Origin of the sequence: Haloarcula sp. CBA1131, assembly GCF_008728975.1 — an archaeon.
GTDB classification, from domain to species: Archaea; Halobacteriota; Halobacteria; order Halobacteriales; family Haloarculaceae; genus Haloarcula; species Haloarcula hispanica.
On the sequence record NZ_RPCY01000004.1, the window covers coordinates 712,973 to 729,150 of the forward strand.

The following is a 16,178-nucleotide window of genomic DNA, read 5'->3' on the forward strand; positions in this document are numbered from 1 at the left end:
GGGAAGTCCTACGGCACGGTACTCGTCTCCCAGGGGCTTGGTGCAGTATGCTGGATCGTGGCGGTGTTTGCGCCAACGACTGCACTGACTATCACGCTGTTCGGTCTCGCGTGGATTCCTGTTGGCGTATCGGGCGTGCTCACCGCAACGCTGAACCAGCGCGTGTTCCCGACTGACCTACTTGGACGCGTCTCTGCGACGAAGGGAACCGCCTCGGGAGCGACGCTCCCGCTTGGCTCACTCGTTGGTGGAGGAGTTGCTGAAGCGTTGGGGACCACGACGACGATGGCGCTGGCCGCGAGCGGCTTCGGCTTTACTGCCGTCTACGTCCTCCTACGGCCACGGATCCGTCGGCTCCCCGCCGTCGAAACGGCAACTCCCGACGACTTTGATCTGGAGACCGAGACGCACTAATCGGCCGATTAGTGGGGCCTCCCACGCCCGTTCCGGCCAGAGGAACGCCCATCCCAGGTACAATCGTGAAAGCAGTCGCCATACCCCGTGTGGACACCATATTCCGCTCCATGAGGAGCGTTCGGCGATGGAATCGGGTATACAATCCCACGTTGCGGGACTTTCGTTGTCGAATACCATCGAAGTACTCGAAGATCCGGGTGTCCAACGCGGTCGCAAAGCCGTCCACAATTGGGTTCAGAAAGCCGATCTACAGCCAGAATCTGGGAAATCTCTGAATTAGATTGCGCTCGACGAAACAGTGATTCGCATCACCGATCAGCAATTCTATAGTAACAATTGAAACGATTTACATACTGATCGCACTGCCGTCGTGCGATCAGGTGCGCATTGACTTTCAATGGCTACTATAGCTGTACGCCGCTGCCGATCCGCAGTCGAACGTACTGCTTCACGTTCGGCTGTTTGCGACGACTACGACCACCCTCACAGAAATTTTCCTGCGCGAACTTCGTCAAAAGCACGATGTCGAAACTACTGTCTTTCTCGTCGATGGCGCTCAACACCTCCAAACTGCACTGCAACGAGCTGGCCTCCGATTTCAGATACGTCCCCACGGAAATTGGAACGCTGTCGAACGGATTTTCGAGAGTTGAAGCGTCGAACCTCGTCGTTTTCGAACTGCTTCAGTCACGCCGACCCGGAAACCGCCGAAAGCTGGTTGCAAACTTCCGCTCGATGGCTCAATGCCACTAACTAAACACTACCCAATTGAGAGACAGCAACTTTACTTATCCTGTGAATTGGATGGGGGGACTCTGATTCTGTGACTGAGCCGCTCTGATGTTGACATGTCGGACGACAGCAGACAGTAGCTTCGTCTATCACAATCCCTGAGATTACACCCAGAATATTGCGTGACCAGCTTTCGAGAGTGAGACACACCCTGTTTCGAGTGTAATTTGGGGCTGTTACGATTAATCGAGTTCTCCGTATCCATCTCCTCTCATGAGTTCTGCAACGTCCTCTACGTTGTCGAACGCCGCGAGAAGCGCATACTCACGGGCGTCCGTCTTCGCGATGTCGTCTGCCCCGAGTTCCGAAGCGAGCTGGCTCCGAAACTCCGCTTCTTGTGAGACGACTTCATCGCGAGCGAAGAGCTCGAGGCGATTGTCTCGTTCATCCCCGACGTTGCTCCGACGCACGAAGTACGGATACTTGTGGCCACTCGTTTGGTGTGATCCAGTATCGCTGGCTGTCGAGTTGCTCGTCGTACTCTCTTCGCTGGTACTATCCGCTTTCTTCGCTTCTGGGGAGTCCCGGCTGTCAGCTGCTTTCTCAGAGACGACCTCTTTGGATTCCAGATCATCCGCCTCCTCGTCTGCGGTGTCATCGATCTCCTCACCGGCTTCCTCTGTCTCGTCGTCTCCTTCTTCCTCATCGTTATCTCCGAAATTGAGGTTACCCGATCCCGATTTGAATGAATCGCCCCCCATTAGTCAGCCACCTCCGGTTCAGCGGGAAGGTCGAACTCTACGGTCTCGGTTCCATAATCGTCAATATCTAAGACGAGTTCATGATCAATGTCGACGTCGAACGTCTCAGTCGCAATGAAACCCGCCAGTTGCCAAAGTTTATCAAGCGTCTGGAGTTCACGGTCGGGAACTCTACGCTCCCCTTTCTTCGAGACCATCTCGCCGTCTTCCTCGTAGGTCTTCCACCGCTCCTCTACTACTTTGAATGCAGAGCCACGGGCTTCCCACATGGCGTCCATCAAACTTTCTCGTGACCCAATGGAGACTGGCGTTGCGAAGGCGTCTGTATTTTCGAACTGATCGCGATACTGCTTGTGGGCGTTCGTCTGGCCGACTCCGGATGGAACCACGCACGAAAGCCCGATTTCGATGTCCAACGCAGTCTCCATGTTTCCGACCATCTCCTCAAGGCCATCAAGGCTGAGACTCCCCTTTCCAGCTGGCTTGACGGGCGCCACCAGTGTTCGAAGCGCGTAGATAGCATTGTAGAGGAGGTCTTCAGCGCGTGCGTTGGGGTCGATGAGGACCGCGTCGTACTTTTCGTTTAATTGCTCCTGCTCCCAGAGAAGATTGTATAGTAACTCAAAGCGGGGGTATTCATCGCGAGAAATCCCCTTCATTCCAGTTTCGTAGGAAATCTTCTGCTCAAGATTTGAGGTGAAATCCCCAAGCATGTCGTGGCTCGGAATGACGTCGACGCCCTCCTCAGCGGTCTCGATGAGGTCATCAAAGTCTCCATCAGGCATTTCGAGAATGTGTTTTACGAGATTGTCTGCGTCCGGGTTGCCACGGTTTTCTCCGACGTCGAAGAGTGAGGTAAGATTCCCAGTCTGCGGGTCCAAGTCAATCACGAGAACATCAAGTCCCATCCGCTTGAATGCGACCGCGAGATTCGCTGTCATAGTCGTTTTGTACGTCCCCCCGGATTCAGCGTAGACGACGGTCGTTATCATACACTTCCTCATTTGGATCCCTGTTACATATATCTGTGTCAGACATGTGGGCCAATTGTCTGTACCACTAATCTACACCATTTATCTGTACCTCCCTTCTGTAATGGTTGTCTGTACTATGATAGAGACTGAGTTGGATCGGATCTGGAATCGCCGTCTGTAATTGTAGCACGTAGCACCTACCTGTGACACATATCTGTACTAATCATATGCAACAGGGATCCGATACAGACATCAATCTGTAGTTGTTTTAGATCGCAACGTCCATGACTTTCAGAACAGATATCTGTTACAGACTGGTGCTACAGTCATCTGTCTGGAAATAATAGGCTGTGCACCGACAAGATAGCGCGGAGTGATTCACACTTCAGAACCTGTTCCAGATTTCCATTACAGAAGACTGTAACAGACGACACACCTTTGAAAATCCAGAGGTTATGACCTGCGCTGTCTCATAAACACCCAAACGCTATATAGTCTTACAGACTTGGAAGTTGAGACTACAGGGGGTTTAGCGGGACTGTAATGCGTGATTTCGGAAGGTTTAGTGAAGAGGAACAGACTCAGATCGCTCTCCAAACGTCCAAGCTTGTCGAACTTCCAATCATATCCGCGGATGTCGGAGACTTCCGACAGCGTTGCCACTCAGACGGCCCTCTATCACGGGTGGAGAACCTCACTATCCGATTCCTGTCTCCTTTTTCAGCAGCGTCAGCGTATTATCTGCCGTCACCATCGGAGAGTGCTCGTACTCACCGGTCAATTCGACCTGCACGAGTAGATCTACTGCACGCCAAATCGAGTACAGCAGACACGCGAATGCGAAGTAGAAGAACCGCAACCCGAAATTGGTTTGCATCCGCTTCGGCACGACGTACGAGAGCCCGCACTGGCTGATCATCTCCAGAACGTGCTGGCTATCGAACTCCCGGTCCATCAGCACGTTATCGACGTGAACGAGGTTCTCGGCTGAGTTGAGCAGGTCTTCGACGATTTCTAATCAGGCGTTTTGAACTCCGAACAAGCCCATCATCGATACTCCGAGGTCGTTCGATACGGGACGTAGTAGCCGATCTCATCGATCCACTTCGACAGCCACTCGTCAGCAGTGGCTTTATCGATCCTCCCAGCATCGATTGCAGCCAACAGAGCCAACCGACCCCACAACGGTCACGCCCTGGGCTTTCGCAAACGACCGGGCATCTCCGTCGTCTGTCAGCAGTCAACCGTCGTGTGCGTCGGCGAGAGCGAACGCCTGTGCTCCCCAGGATCGAGATGCCCCCAACAACGGCTTCTCTGTTTGCGACAGTATCCGAAATCGCCGCAACTGGGATTTCGTCATCAAGCGTATCGAGTGCTTCCTGAAGATATGGGTGTTAGCAACGCCGTGTTCAAGCTCCTCACGAACGACTGGTACCGTACAGATTCCAGAAAGGTCAGCAACTATCCACAGCTGATCGATGTACGCAAAATTCGAGAGGACAGTCGTGTTCAAGACGCTCGGGTTCGCTGGGAGATCGTTACCTGTCATTTAGCACGGGGCTCCTCATCAGACGAGTCCTCATCATCAAATTCGAGTTCGCGTGCTGCCTCTACCTCGTAGGCTGCGTCGTCTTCGTTAACGAGCCCGAGGCGAAGTTCAACACCGTGCTCACGGAGGATGTTGCATCGGTTGTTTTTGCGACGCCGTCCTTTTGATTCGAAATGGCAATCCGTGTCGGCGGTAGATCATCTGGAAAATTGGTACTATCTGGATTATCTAGATTATCTGTGTCATGTGGCATATCTTTACTCACCAGATTATCCAGATAATCTGGATGTTCTAACTTAATTCTTCGTCAGACACATCGCAGACATCGAGTCGATATGAGTATCGAAATATGAGAGATGTCGATAGCGACTACCCCTCAGCTGCCCCCAAGATCAGGGCTTCACGCCGATACTGGCGCTAGTCGTCAAGGAACGCATCGAAATCCCGAGCAGGTGAGTGGAACCCAGCCTCATCAATCCAGCGTTTAAGATGCGTGTCTGCAGTCGTTGCTGTAATTCGATCATCCTCAACAGAACGGGCAAGCAGCCCAATCGAACCAGTTAGTTCGATGCCCCGTTGATTCGCAGTCGCACATGCATCACCATCATCAGTGACGATCGTTCCATCAGTGTCGTCTGCAACTGCCAGTGCTTGAGCCTCACCCGGATCAAGCATTTCCAAGAGGGACTGCTCGATTTGGTGCGCCTCCGCTGATGCCTCAATGACGGGAATTTCTTCTTCAAGCGCAGTTACTGCACGTTCGAGATAGCGATGGGTTTCAACACCTTCAGTGAGTTCCATCTGGACAGCAGGAACCGTGACGAGTCGTAGCAGGTCCGCTATGAGTTCGATATGATCCACCTGCGCGAAGTTCGAGAGAACAGTTGTATTGAGAACCGTCGCATTAGCAGGCACACCTGTCATTCGAGATTCCGAGCCACGTCTATTTCATCGCGTGCGGCATCCATATCCTCCGGTCCAAATCGAAGTTCAACACCCTCCTCACGCAGGATGTCTCGCATCTCGAAGCGGTTAAACCCAGCAAGCCGAGCAGCAGTCCCAAGCGTAATTCGTTCCTCTTCATACAATGAGACAGCAGCCGCAACCCGTGCATTCTCGTGTTCTTCGAAGTATTCACGGAGTACATGGCGGATCGCGTCGCTCTTATTTTCGAAGATGCCCGCTTTGACCGCCCCCTCCATGAGGTCCGTTAGATCATCCGGAATGGTGGCAGTGGTTCGAGACATGGCTTACTAGATCCTAACTCTGCATACATTATATGAATTGCGACGAAGTTCCGCTGAGTTGTTAGGGTGCCTGTCGGCAGGTGAAATAGTGTCGTCGCAGTCGAGCCCCACATAGGTACTCCCAGCGAAGACGTAGTTGACAACGCTTGCAGCGCCGTTGATTCCTGATACCCACCGGTTGTCGGTTGGTTCCGGCGCAACACTTCGCGTAATGCCACGCAACGTGATCACTGTAGGCAGTTCCTTGATCTAGCATCCCCGATACCACCGTCCAAACGGAAACACCCGACGCAGTCCCCGAGCAACATTACTATCCTGCTGACGACCACAGGCGATGAAAAATCCGGTATCTGCGACCCACGCTACCGACCCCTGAAGTGGGTCGAATGGCGTACTGATAGTGGCTCGTTAGTCCTCCGCTGATGGTAGTTGGTCACGAGCGTTCCGAATATCCTCGAAGTATGGATCAACGGCTTCCATGTGTTGAACCACATCCTGAAGCGCATGCAAGACCGCAATAGCGAGGGCCTGCTGTAGATCAAGCTCTCGAGCTGCGACTCGTTCAGACATCTCGTCGTTGGTATAGGGAATGGCATACGTAAGCGCAGCCGCGAGTTTGCCGAGCCCATATCTCTCCAAGAGGAGGTTGAGGTCTTGGTCGTGTGGTGAGCGACCGACAGCCTCGATGAGAGTGGGAGTGACGGTATACTCGTCACCGTCCAAATCTGCAGTGAGCGTAATCGGGACAGTAGAGTACGTGTGCGTCTTCTGCGCTTCATCTCGGGTCACGACACCGAGGTCGACGAGCGTCCCCATATCCGAGTACGCTGTCGTGCGGGGGATCTCTAACACAGCGACGATATCGTCGATAATCACTTCACCCTCACGAAGGACGAACGTGTAGAGCCGGGCCAAGCGTGGCTCTTCCAGCAGTTGTGCAATCGACAGCAGACCATTGATAGCCCGTTCTGGGTCCCCGGCGGCTTTCGACATACAATTCATAATTCATGTATTGAGTAATAACGGGTAGGACGATGCCAACCAGTGAGCCAGTCACTGATAGTTGGATAATTACCAGCGTGCCACAGACGACTCACAGAGTGCGAAAGCTATCTGTTCACTGAGTGGGTCAGTTGCTTAGAAATACGGAAGGCCCACCGGGGAGAGATGTCTCTCCTGAGTGGGCTATGTAAGTATGAATGGTGGCGGCGAACCGCGTTTCCCAGAGGCTCGCGCACTCCAGTACTCCCCGGAACGCTGGTGGGCTTATCTTCCGTGTTCGGGATGGGTACGGGAGGCAACCCCACCGCTGTGGCCGCCTAACGTCGAGTCGTGGAATCGAACCACGAAAGTACCAGTCTCGATCAACTTTTCCACCGTGTGATTACGTGCGATCCAGTTTGCGCCTGGACTCGGTCAGCGACGAGTAAATCGTCGGTGAATGAGTCACAGTGCGTATGAATGATGGCTTTGGTCTGTTAGTGCTCGTGGGCTTAACGTCTCGTTACCTCGACGCGCACACCCCGAGTCTATCGACCGCGTCTTCTACGCGGGACCTCTGCGGTGTCTCTTTTCCAAGTGGGTTTCGAGCTTAGATGCGTTCAGCTCTTACCCCGTGTGGCGTGGCTACCCGGCACGTGCTCTCTCGAACAACCGGTACACCAGTGGCCACCAACCGTAGTTCCTCTCGTACTATACGGTCGTTCTTGTCAGACACCATAACACACCCAGTAGATAGCAGCCGACCTGTCTCACGACGGTCTAAACCCAGCTCACGACCTCCTTTAATAGGCGAACAACCTCACCCTTGCCCGCTTCTGCACGGGCAGGATGGAGGGAACCGACATCGAGGTAGCAAGCCACTCGGTCGATATGTGCTCTTGCGAGTGACGACTCTGTTATCCCTAGGGTAGCTTTTCTGTCATCAATTGCCCGCATCAAGCAGGCTAATTGGTTCGCTAGACCACGCTTTCGCGTCAGCGTTCCTCGTTGGGAAGAACACTGTCAAGCTATCTTTTGCTCTTGCACTCTTCGCCGGGTCTCTGTCCCGGCTGAGATAGCCATAGGGCGCGCTCGATATCTTTTCGAGCGCGTACCGCCCCAGTCAAACTGCCCGGCTATCGGTGTCCTCCTCCCGGAGTGAGAGTCGCAGTCACCGACGGGTAGTATTTCACTGTTGACTCGGTGGCCCGCTAGCGCGGGTACCTGTGTAGTGTCTCCTACCTATGCTGCACATCGGCGACCACGTCTCAGCGACAGCCTGCAGTAAAGCTCCATAGGGTCTTCGCTTCCCCCTGGGTGTCTCCAGACTCCGCACTGGAATGTACAGTTCACCGGGCCCAACGTTGGGACAGTGAAGCTCTGGTTAATCCATTCATGCAAGCCGCTACTGATGCGGCAAGGTACTACGCTACCTTAAGAGGGTCATAGTTACCCCCGCCGTTGACAGGTCCTTCGTCCTCTTGTACGAGGTGTTCAGATACCTGCACTGGGCAGGATTCAGTGACCGTACGAGTCCTTGCGGATTTGCGGTCACCTATGTTGTTACTAGACAGTCCGAGCTTCCGAGTCACTGCGACCTGCTCCGTTCCGGAGCAGGCATCCCTTCTTCCGAAGGTACGGGACTAACTTGCCGAATTCCCTAACGTTGGTTGCTCCCGACAGGCCTTGGCTTTCGCCGCCATGGACACCTGTGTCGGTTCTCGGTACGGACATCATGCTCGTCTTTTCATGGGCCCCAGGTTGAATCACGTTTCCCTATACCGCCGTTCGTCCGCTTCCTGCCATTACGGCTTCCACGGAGTTGGACGGTTCGACCGGGCGAATGCCCGGCGTGATCGACCCCAGGGCGTCAACTTTCACTGCATGATGGCACGGGAATATTAACCCGTTTCCCATTTCGTCTCAGTCGAGTTGCGGTGAGACTTAGGACCGGCTAACCCTCAGCTGATCAGCAGTGCTGAGGAACCCTTATCCATTAGGCCGTCGGGGTTCTCACCCGACTATCGCTGCTACTATGGCCAGGATTTTCGTCACTAATCGGTCCACAGGAGCTCTCGCCCCTGCTTCCACCCAATTAGAGCGCCAATCTACTCGATCACCCTGTAACGGGTGCGGACAGGTCTCGGTGGTGGATTTGAGTCCCGATCATTTTGGGCGCCTCAAACCTCGGCCGGTAAGCTGTTACGCTTTTCTTAGAGGGTAGCTGCTTCTAAGCTCACCTCCCGGCTGTCTAGGGCTCGAGACCACCTTCAGAGGATTACACTTAATCCACACTTGGGGACCTTAACCTATCTCTGGGTTGTTCCCCTCCTGGTACACAGGCTTACCCCGCGCACCGGAATCCCCGCGTCAAACAGCGTCTGTAGGTTTGGAGTTTGACAGGTGTGCCGACTCCTCTCGGAGGCGGACACACCAATCGGTCGCTCTACCCCACAGACTACCTCGGCGGAGGTCATGCTTCGACATGTTTCGATTGGAACCAGCTGTTGCCGGACTCGATGGGCCTTTCACCCCTACACATAGATCACGAGAGGGTATTGTAGGACACCAACTCTAACAGACTTCCACGTGCCTTTCGGCACGCTTCATCTTGTCCATGCGTAGATCGTCCGGATTCGGGTCGTGTCCACATGGCTCCCCGCGCTTGAACACGGCGGCCCTCGGGCAAAGCCCTGCGGCCATGTCGGTTTCCCTGTGCCTCCCCGGATGCTCCGGTTAGACTTGCCATACAGACACACTCCCTGGCTCGTTTTTCAAAACGTACGACAGAACATCGGCTTCCTGTAAGTCTTACTGGACGCTCGCGCGTCGGTCATTCGTTACAGGACCTTGTATGCCCTGTCGCTCGATCGCCAACTGATTTCATGCTCTATTTCGCCTCCCTTCTGAGGGTACTTTGCAGCGTTCGTTCACACTACTTGTTCACTATCGGTCTCAGGTTGTGTTTAGCCTTCGCAGTCGATGCCTGCGTTATTCGCGAGGGATATCCAACCCCCGCTACTCTGGCACTACCGCACAGCGTACTGGTCTTCAGTACGGGGTTGTCACCCTGTATCACGCTCTGTTCCAAGAGACTTCGTGAAGACGGTCGGCTGATGAGAGGTAGCCCTGACACCACATTGCCCGTGAGGGCTTCGGTTTGGGCTGTATCGCGTTCACTCGCGGTTACTAACGACATCACGTTGCGTTTTCTTTTCCTCCCGATACTGAGATGTTTCAGTTCTCGGGGTTCCTCATTGCGCGAAGCAATTGTTAGAGAGATTCTCATTCGGAAATCTGTGGTTCTTCGCCTCCGTGCGGCTCCCCACAGCTTATCGCAGCTTGGCACGTCCTTCATCAGCGCCTGAGCCGAGCAATCCACCAGCTGGCATAGTAGCCAACGTCGTTGTGACTCGTTCAACTGAACGAGTCCAGTGGACGCCTGGATCGCACGTACACACGGTTTCATACTCGCCCCCAAGGTGGAGATGGTGGGCGAATCGACCCTTCCCAGGCGCGGTTTCACCCGACCTGGTGCATCTGTCGTCGTATCACAGTCGAACGCCGTCCCACACTTAAGGGGACGGATTCGAAGCGATACGGAGTACGGACCCGTCGGGAGTTGCACCCGACATCCCCGTGAGGGGATATCCGCCTCGGATTGGTCTTTGTGAGCCCAGCGGGCCCATGCAGTAGTCGGCGCTTGCCGACTCGCGGTGACTTGTGGTCACCAGTCAGTGTAGGTGGGTCAGGGCAAGGCCCTGATCCCGGTCAGTAGGAGGTGATCCAGCCGCAGATTCCTCTACGGCTACCTTGTTACGACTTAAGCCCCCTTGCGGAGCCCAGATTCGACCGTCGCATGACGGCCTCATCCGGACCCCACTCGGGTGCTTTGACGGGCGGTGTGTGCAAGGAGCAGGGACGTATTCACCGCGCGCTTCTGACACGCGATTACTACCGAATCCAGCTTCATGCGGGCGGGTTTCAGCCCGCAATCCGAACTACGACTACGTTTGGAGATTAGCTTCGCCTCTCGGCGTTGCATCCCACTGTCATAGCCATTGTAGCCCGCGTGTTGCCCGGTCCATTCGGGGCATACTGACCTACCGTTGCCCATTCCTTCCTCCATTTTAGCAATGGCAGTCCTCCTAGTGTACCCAACCACCACAAGGGTGTTGCTGGCAACTAGAAGTGTGGGTCTCGCTCGTTGCCTGACTTAACAGGACGCCTCACGGTACGAGCTGACGGCGGCCATGCACCTCCTCTCAGTAGCGTCGAGTAAAGTCGTCAACCTGACTGTCATTACTACTGTCGGGACCGGTGAGATTTCCGGCGTTGAGTCCAATTAAACCGCAGGCTCCTCCGGTTGTGGTGCTCCCCCGCCAATTCCTTTAAGTTTCATCCTTGCGGACGTACTTCCCAGGCGGCTCGCTTATCGTCTTCACTACGGCACATCACGTGCTCATGGCGCGTGACATACCTAGCGAGCATTGTTTACAGCCAGGACTACCCGGGTATCTAATCCGGTTCGAGACCCTGGCTTTCGTCCCTCACTGTCGGGTCCGGTCTCTCAACGTGGTTTCCCCATTGGTGGTCCGTCCAGGATTACAGGATTTCACTCCTACCCCGGACGTACCCGTTGAGTCTCTCGGCCCCAAGCTGTGTAGTTTCCACCGGACGCCGACCAGTTGAGCTGGTCGATTTCCCAATGGACTTACACAGCAAGCTACGGACGCTTTAGGCCCAATAATATCGGCCATCACTTGGACTGCCGGTATTACCGCGGCGGCTGGCACCGGTCTTGCCCAGTCCTTGTTCCTGTACCACCTTACGGTACAGAAAAGCGAGGGCTATATGCCCTCACACTCGGAGTCCCCCTATCGCACTGTCGTGCAGTGTAAAGGTTTCGCGCCTGCTGCGCCCCGTAGGGCCCGGTATCTTGTCTCAGATACCGTCTCCAGGCTCTTGCTCTCACAACCTGTACCGATTATCGGCATGGTGGGCCGTTACCCCACCATCTACCTAATCGGCCGCAGCCACATCCTACAGCGCCGGAACGTTTCTAACTCTCGGCACTCCAGCCTGAGAGTTATATCCGCTATTGGCCTCAGTTTCCCGAGGTTATCGCGGTCTGTAGGGTAGTTTGGCCACGTGTTACTGAGCTATATGCTACGAGTCTAAACTCGTGCAACTAGCATGGCTAAATCGGACTCCGATAGCAATGGCCTCCGGCAGGATCAACCGGAATGTGCTGATATACATCAGCGGCGGAAGTGGTTGCACTCCGTCGGAAGCTAACACACTGGTTCCTACACCAGTGTTGACTACTGCATGGGTCCGTGGGCTCACATCAGATTCCATCTTGACGGCGGACCGCAGGGGTGGAATCCTCATACACGAACACAAAGCCTCAGTGGCCTCGCGTTCTAAGCGAGTGACCCAGGCCACCACGACGGTGGCGTTGGGGTGTCGTTCCGAGAGCGCTGCCCGGCGCGACCTTCGCATTACATCCGATGGGAGGGGAGTATATAAATGGACGGTCTCGAATCCACCGTGTTTAGGCACCACACAGAACATGTGTCGCATACACACTAGAGAAATAGCCACATTGTCTAATCCAATACAACAATCATATCATTCAAGTAGTATATTGAGCACATAGCTGGCGACGATGAGAAATCCTCGCGAGATCGGGTTACGCTGGCTCATGAAGATGTTGCGTTTTACGACCCGAACTACTACCAGATACAACTCATTCGAACTGCTGAGAGCGTTCTCTCATCACTTGGATTTGACCGGACGGACATCCAGCCACATTACAGAAACTCGAGATACGACCCTGAGCGAGTGGTCATAGTCCAAGAGAGAGCTACCAGTCCTGCAATACACCGTTAGTTCATGTGAAGACATACCGAAACACACCACTGTTTCCGGAGCTACACACCACCATTTCCGAAGCTATTGGTGAAAGCGTGATTCAGTAATTCGAAAGATTTGCTTGCAGCATATTCATATCCGATAGATGGTCACGGACACGCCGTTCGCTGACGCTATCGGCGTCGAGCCGGTCGCAAATTTTGAGGTACCGGTCGTAAAGGTCACGAGAACGGATAGGAACTTCGTCAAGCGCCTGTTGATATGCAAGCGCACACAAGACAGCGTGTCCCTGTGTCGTGAGTTCTTGCATACCCCCGTAGAGTTGGTTCTTTTCGAGTTCATCCTCACACCCTGTCTCAGAGCGTTACTGCTTCGAAAATGCGTCCGCCGAAAACCCGGCGACGAAGCGCTCAAAATCATCCTTGAAACAGCGCTATGACGCCACCAACAATCGCTTACCCAAGAGCATTATTTATTTGAAACAACCCGACGTCCGAGCAGTCGTCCGCCATACCGCTGCCCGAACTGCAGAGGCGACCGGTGACACCGACTTCGAGAGAGTCCGTCTAATCGGTGAACGAAATCAGTCTATGAAATCCTTCTCATAGATCTGAAAAATTGATGCGAACTCAGGTCTGGCTCTGATAGAGAAGAACTAAAATGGCAAGTCCGATAAAGAAGTCCGGGAGAAACACGAACGCGCCGATGTTTGGGCGAGGTCGGAAGCCGAAGACATTGTGTACTACTGGATTTGACGTACCCGCGTATAGGAGCAGTGCGAGGCTTAGCACAAGCAGGCTTGCTGTGTACTTGTTCGGAAGGTCGCGATAAAGCTGCATGTAGATGGCTGCGAGTGCCACCAGTAACACGAGGTTTAGGGTTGTAAAGAAAACCTCCATCCGAATGAGCAGTTCAACTTGGGAGGACAGCGCCCTCGACGGAGGGCCATGGGATGGAACTGATGTGAAGAGTGCGACTAAGAGTGCGATACCACTCGCGGCAGTCGCACTCGCTACTGTCGTTCCAAGTGGACTCTTGATCCAGTTACGAATCATCATCAACTCCGGCCTGTTCCGCCACGTCTTCCATGATGTCGAGGTTGTTCATCATTCGGTCTGAGAGAAAGTACATCTGCCCGTAATTGTCGCCCTCCGTGGTCACGATATTGCTCTCTTCGAGGACTTCGAGGTGGTGCTGCACTGTTTTGTAGTTCAAATCTAGGTCATTCGACAATTGGTTGGTGTTTCGTGGCTGGTCGTTGAGTGCGCGGAGGATACGAAGCCGATTGCGGCCTCCACGAGACCCACCAATGAGCCACCAGAGCAACTGCCGCATCTATTGAGTATTCATTTGGTCGGTGCAAATACATTCTGTCTCGGTCCGAACGATACTATACCCCGAATTAGTCACTGATCCAGGAGACAATTCGATCAGCGATTTCACCGTTATTGTCGTCTTGCATCATGAGATGTGTATTTCCGGATATCCCTTCATCCGGAAGGCTAAGTAGCGTCGATGCGGGACTTGTCTCTCCTGCGAACTCTGCAGTTGTCTGGGTCGCTTCCTTGCGACCAGTCTGTCCGCGCTCGTCGACATAATCGCCATACACACCCATAAACGGTGCATCACCACCCATCTCCGCTACAGTTTGCGGGTCAGTCGGCGCACCGACCGGCTCAACTGCGATGATCCGTTCAACGAGGTCTGGCACAGCTTGTGCAACCGTGAATCCGGAACTACCGCCCGCTGAGTGAACGAGCAGCACTGCCGGACCAACACGATCGAGAAGCGCCTCTAGGGCGGCAGTCTCTTGGGATGGTGTGAACCGGCTCCCACCGCCACCTCCAGTAGTCGACCCAGTCTGGGTTCCAGCTGTGGTCTCAGTGGAATCCGCAGGTGTGGAGTTCTGGTCGCTGCCACGTCCACCCGTCTGGCTTCCACTTTGTCTACCGCCACCTCCGCCACCAGTGCTAACGTATGCGGGGAATGACGCAACGAGTTGGTCGACCGACTCGACCGGGTATCGAACGTCCTCGTATGGGTCACCGGCTTCAGGTCCGAACCCCCACGTCGGCCAGGCTCGATCGATAGACCACCGGGAGAGTGACGCAGAGTCAGAGTTCTGGAGGGCAGCAGTGTCTAAGCCACCTGAATCGACGTTTCGAGGCGGGTTAAATACATACACTGGATGGCCAGCTTCGGCAAAGTACTCCACCCAGCCGCGTCGACCGTCAGGTGTCGTCCGGTAAATGTACGGTGACAACCCAAGGCCGGGCACCATTACGACGGGTGACTTGTCGGTGGCTGTTTCGGGCTGTGTATATACGACTTCAGCACGTCCGTCGATGACCGTACTACTGCTTGTATTTGCGTTGCCGACGTAGAAATTACCGAACGTCGGAGAGTCGTCATTCTGTTGTTCAGATTGCGGAGAGGCCTCAGAAGCGGACTGTGTATTGGTGTTCGGTCCGCTGTTGTCGGTTGTGCTATTGCACCCTGCGATAGTCGCAGCAAGTGCGACCCCAGTTGCGCGAAGAAACGCTTTCCGAGAGATACCCGATGACATACAGATCGTACTGGCCGGGGATCTGACTTAGTCGATTGCCGAAATCGGCCACAGGTTAGGCACAAATTCATTCCAGTTCATGCAGAACGCCCGATATTGACAGATGATAGTAAGTTGAGGCAACTACTGTGTCGCTCAGAGCATATACATTGAGAGCACCGGTCTCAACTTCTGGCTCAGTTGTGATGTTGAGACTACAGCGGGTTTAGAAGGGCTGTGAAGCGTGAATTTGACCGATTCGGTCAGCGGAAACTGCCCAGATGGCTCTCCAAGCGGCCATTCTTGTCACACACCCATCCATATGGACAAATTTTCTAGACTTCCAGCAGCGTAGCCACTCAGACGGCGCGCTAACCCGAACAGAGTACCTCACTACCCGATCCCGGTTTCCTTCTTCAGTAGCGTCAGCGTGTTGTCCGCTGTAATCACCGGTGAGTGCTCATACTCGCCAGTCAATCCGGCTTGGACGAGGAGATCGATAGCGCGCCAGATCGAGTACGCTTCATTCCGTACGCAGGGCAAACAGGGGATTGCCAGTAGTGCCAGTTGCTCGATAACGAAGTCACATACATACTCAGAATCCACCTCGTGCTCTGAATCGATTCGATAGCCGTACGAAAATTCGATGGTTGGACGCGAACGCCTTACTAAGCCTGTCTCAACCCTCGATCTGCAATGGCAGAATGCAACGACCGCCACGCCGAAGATAGCGGTTCTAAACAGAGGGGTAGCTAATTATGCGCGTTCCTGTCCCGAAGAACAAACTCGTCGCATTCACTCTCGTCGGTGCGCTCCTCACAGCTGGTGTCGCTGGGGCCCTTGCTCTGCCCGGCGGCGGCCTCGCACAGGCTGGCGAGCAACCTAACTCACCAGATACGCCTGCGTCAGACGACTCACAACAGGTTACTGCGGATGCGCCGACGCCGAATCAGGAGTTCACCCCAGCAGCCCAGACACAGTCCGGATACGAGGACGAAGAACACGAGGAGTATGAAGAGGGCGACGAGGATGAAGACGAAGAGGAACACGGGGACGAAGAACATGAGGAAGAACACGAAGAGGAAGAGTGACCGA

At 54.3% G+C, this 16,178-nt stretch carries 9 protein-coding genes, 3 rRNA genes and 7 pseudogenes; 4 read left to right on the top strand and 15 right to left on the bottom strand.

Annotation, left to right across the window (positions count from 1 at the left end; translation table 11 throughout):
* Together Har1131_RS21170 and Har1131_RS21175 are read left to right on the top strand one after the other, a co-directional pair.
* A pseudogene (locus tag Har1131_RS21170) lies at positions 1 to 414 on the top strand (MFS transporter); the annotation flags it as partial.
* Positions 415 to 541: 127 nt separating this feature from the next.
* Positions 542 to 1,174: pseudogene (locus Har1131_RS21175) on the top strand (IS6 family transposase).
* Positions 1,175 to 1,391: 217 nt separating this feature from the next.
* On the opposite strand, the gene Har1131_RS21180 reads toward Har1131_RS21175, so the two are convergent.
* The 12 genes and pseudogenes from Har1131_RS21180 to Har1131_RS21235 all read right to left on the bottom strand — a co-directional run.
* Entirely contained in the window at positions 1,392 to 1,910 is a 519-nt protein-coding gene (locus Har1131_RS21180; RefSeq protein WP_014030580.1) for a hypothetical protein, read from the bottom strand.
* The gene (locus Har1131_RS21185) at positions 1,910 to 2,902 is read right to left on the bottom strand and encodes a ParA family protein (RefSeq protein ID WP_014030579.1); all 993 of its coding nucleotides are present in this window, start codon (positions 2,900 to 2,902) and stop codon (positions 1,910 to 1,912) included. Before Har1131_RS21185 ends, Har1131_RS21180 begins: the two co-directional genes overlap by 1 nt.
* A 679-nt stretch (positions 2,903 to 3,581) precedes the next feature.
* A pseudogene (locus Har1131_RS21190) lies at positions 3,582 to 3,899 on the bottom strand (hypothetical protein); the annotation flags it as partial.
* 32 nt (positions 3,900 to 3,931) lie between these two features.
* Positions 3,932 to 4,433: pseudogene (locus Har1131_RS22895) on the bottom strand (twitching motility protein PilT).
* A pseudogene (locus Har1131_RS22660) lies at positions 4,430 to 4,567 on the bottom strand (UPF0175 family protein); the annotation flags it as partial. The pseudogenes Har1131_RS22660 and Har1131_RS22895, both read right to left, overlap by 4 nt.
* A gap of 283 nt (positions 4,568 to 4,850) precedes the next feature.
* Entirely contained in the window at positions 4,851 to 5,357 is a 507-nt protein-coding gene (locus Har1131_RS21205) for a twitching motility protein PilT (protein WP_014030575.1), read from the bottom strand.
* The gene (locus Har1131_RS21210; protein ID WP_014030574.1) at positions 5,354 to 5,680 is read right to left on the bottom strand and encodes a UPF0175 family protein; all 327 of its coding nucleotides are present in this window, start codon (positions 5,678 to 5,680) and stop codon (positions 5,354 to 5,356) included. Before Har1131_RS21210 ends, Har1131_RS21205 begins: the two co-directional genes overlap by 4 nt.
* A 408-nt stretch (positions 5,681 to 6,088) precedes the next feature.
* Positions 6,089 to 6,673, bottom strand: a complete 585-nt coding sequence (locus Har1131_RS21215; protein ID WP_014030573.1) for a helix-turn-helix domain-containing protein — start codon at positions 6,671 to 6,673, stop codon at positions 6,089 to 6,091.
* Between the two features lie 207 nt (positions 6,674 to 6,880).
* Positions 6,881 to 7,003, bottom strand: a 5S ribosomal RNA gene (gene rrf / locus Har1131_RS21220).
* A 135-nt stretch (positions 7,004 to 7,138) separates the two neighbouring features.
* Positions 7,139 to 10,068: ribosomal RNA gene (locus Har1131_RS21225) — 23S ribosomal RNA — on the bottom strand.
* Between the two features lie 369 nt (positions 10,069 to 10,437).
* Positions 10,438 to 11,909, bottom strand: a 16S ribosomal RNA gene (locus Har1131_RS21230).
* The 16S, 23S and 5S rRNA genes sit together here, the layout of an rRNA operon.
* Positions 11,910 to 12,662: 753 nt before the next feature.
* A pseudogene (locus Har1131_RS21235) lies at positions 12,663 to 12,884 on the bottom strand (cell division control protein Cdc6); the annotation flags it as partial.
* Here Har1131_RS21235 and Har1131_RS21240 point away from each other — a divergent pair.
* Positions 12,882 to 12,977: pseudogene (locus Har1131_RS21240) on the top strand (IS1595 family transposase); the annotation flags it as partial. The pseudogenes Har1131_RS21235 and Har1131_RS21240 sit on opposite strands and share 3 nt — an antisense overlap.
* Before the next feature lie 190 nt (positions 12,978 to 13,167).
* Here Har1131_RS21240 and Har1131_RS21250 read toward each other — a convergent pair.
* From Har1131_RS21250 to Har1131_RS22420, 3 genes are all read right to left on the bottom strand, one after another.
* Positions 13,168 to 13,398: a hypothetical protein gene (locus Har1131_RS21250; RefSeq protein WP_014030570.1), complete on the bottom strand. Its 231-nt coding sequence runs from the start codon at positions 13,396 to 13,398 to the stop codon at positions 13,168 to 13,170.
* A gap of 184 nt (positions 13,399 to 13,582) precedes the next feature.
* Positions 13,583 to 13,873 (bottom strand): winged helix-turn-helix domain-containing protein, encoded by a 291-nt coding sequence (locus Har1131_RS21255; RefSeq protein WP_008308706.1) that lies wholly within the window; start codon positions 13,871 to 13,873, stop codon positions 13,583 to 13,585.
* A gap of 67 nt (positions 13,874 to 13,940) precedes the next feature.
* On the bottom strand, positions 13,941 to 14,249 hold the full coding sequence (locus tag Har1131_RS22420; RefSeq protein ID WP_225306838.1) for a hypothetical protein: 309 nt from the start codon (positions 14,247 to 14,249) through the stop codon (positions 13,941 to 13,943).
* A gap of 1,592 nt (positions 14,250 to 15,841) precedes the next feature.
* Here Har1131_RS22420 and Har1131_RS21270 point away from each other — a divergent pair.
* Positions 15,842 to 16,174 carry a hypothetical protein gene (locus Har1131_RS21270; protein WP_050036493.1) on the top strand — a complete coding sequence of 111 codons (333 nt, stop codon included), beginning with the start codon at positions 15,842 to 15,844 and terminating at the stop codon, positions 16,172 to 16,174.
* Positions 16,175 to 16,178 lie beyond the last annotated feature (4 nt).

Coding starts and splice junctions, on each gene's coding strand:
- Har1131_RS21205 (WP_014030575.1), bottom strand. CDS start 5,357: ATGACAGGTGTGCCTGCTAATGCGACGGTTCTCAATACAACTGTTCTC.
- Har1131_RS21270 (WP_050036493.1), top strand. CDS start 15,842: ATGCGCGTTCCTGTCCCGAAGAACAAACTCGTCGCATTCACTCTCGTC.
- Har1131_RS21185 (WP_014030579.1), bottom strand. CDS start 2,902: ATGATAACGACCGTCGTCTACGCTGAATCCGGGGGGACGTACAAAACG.
- Har1131_RS21215 (WP_014030573.1), bottom strand. CDS start 6,673: ATGTCGAAAGCCGCCGGGGACCCAGAACGGGCTATCAATGGTCTGCTG.
- Har1131_RS21255 (WP_008308706.1), bottom strand. CDS start 13,873: ATGCGGCAGTTGCTCTGGTGGCTCATTGGTGGGTCTCGTGGAGGCCGC.
- Har1131_RS21210 (WP_014030574.1), bottom strand. CDS start 5,680: ATGTCTCGAACCACTGCCACCATTCCGGATGATCTAACGGACCTCATG.
- Har1131_RS21180 (WP_014030580.1), bottom strand. CDS start 1,910: ATGGGGGGCGATTCATTCAAATCGGGATCGGGTAACCTCAATTTCGGA.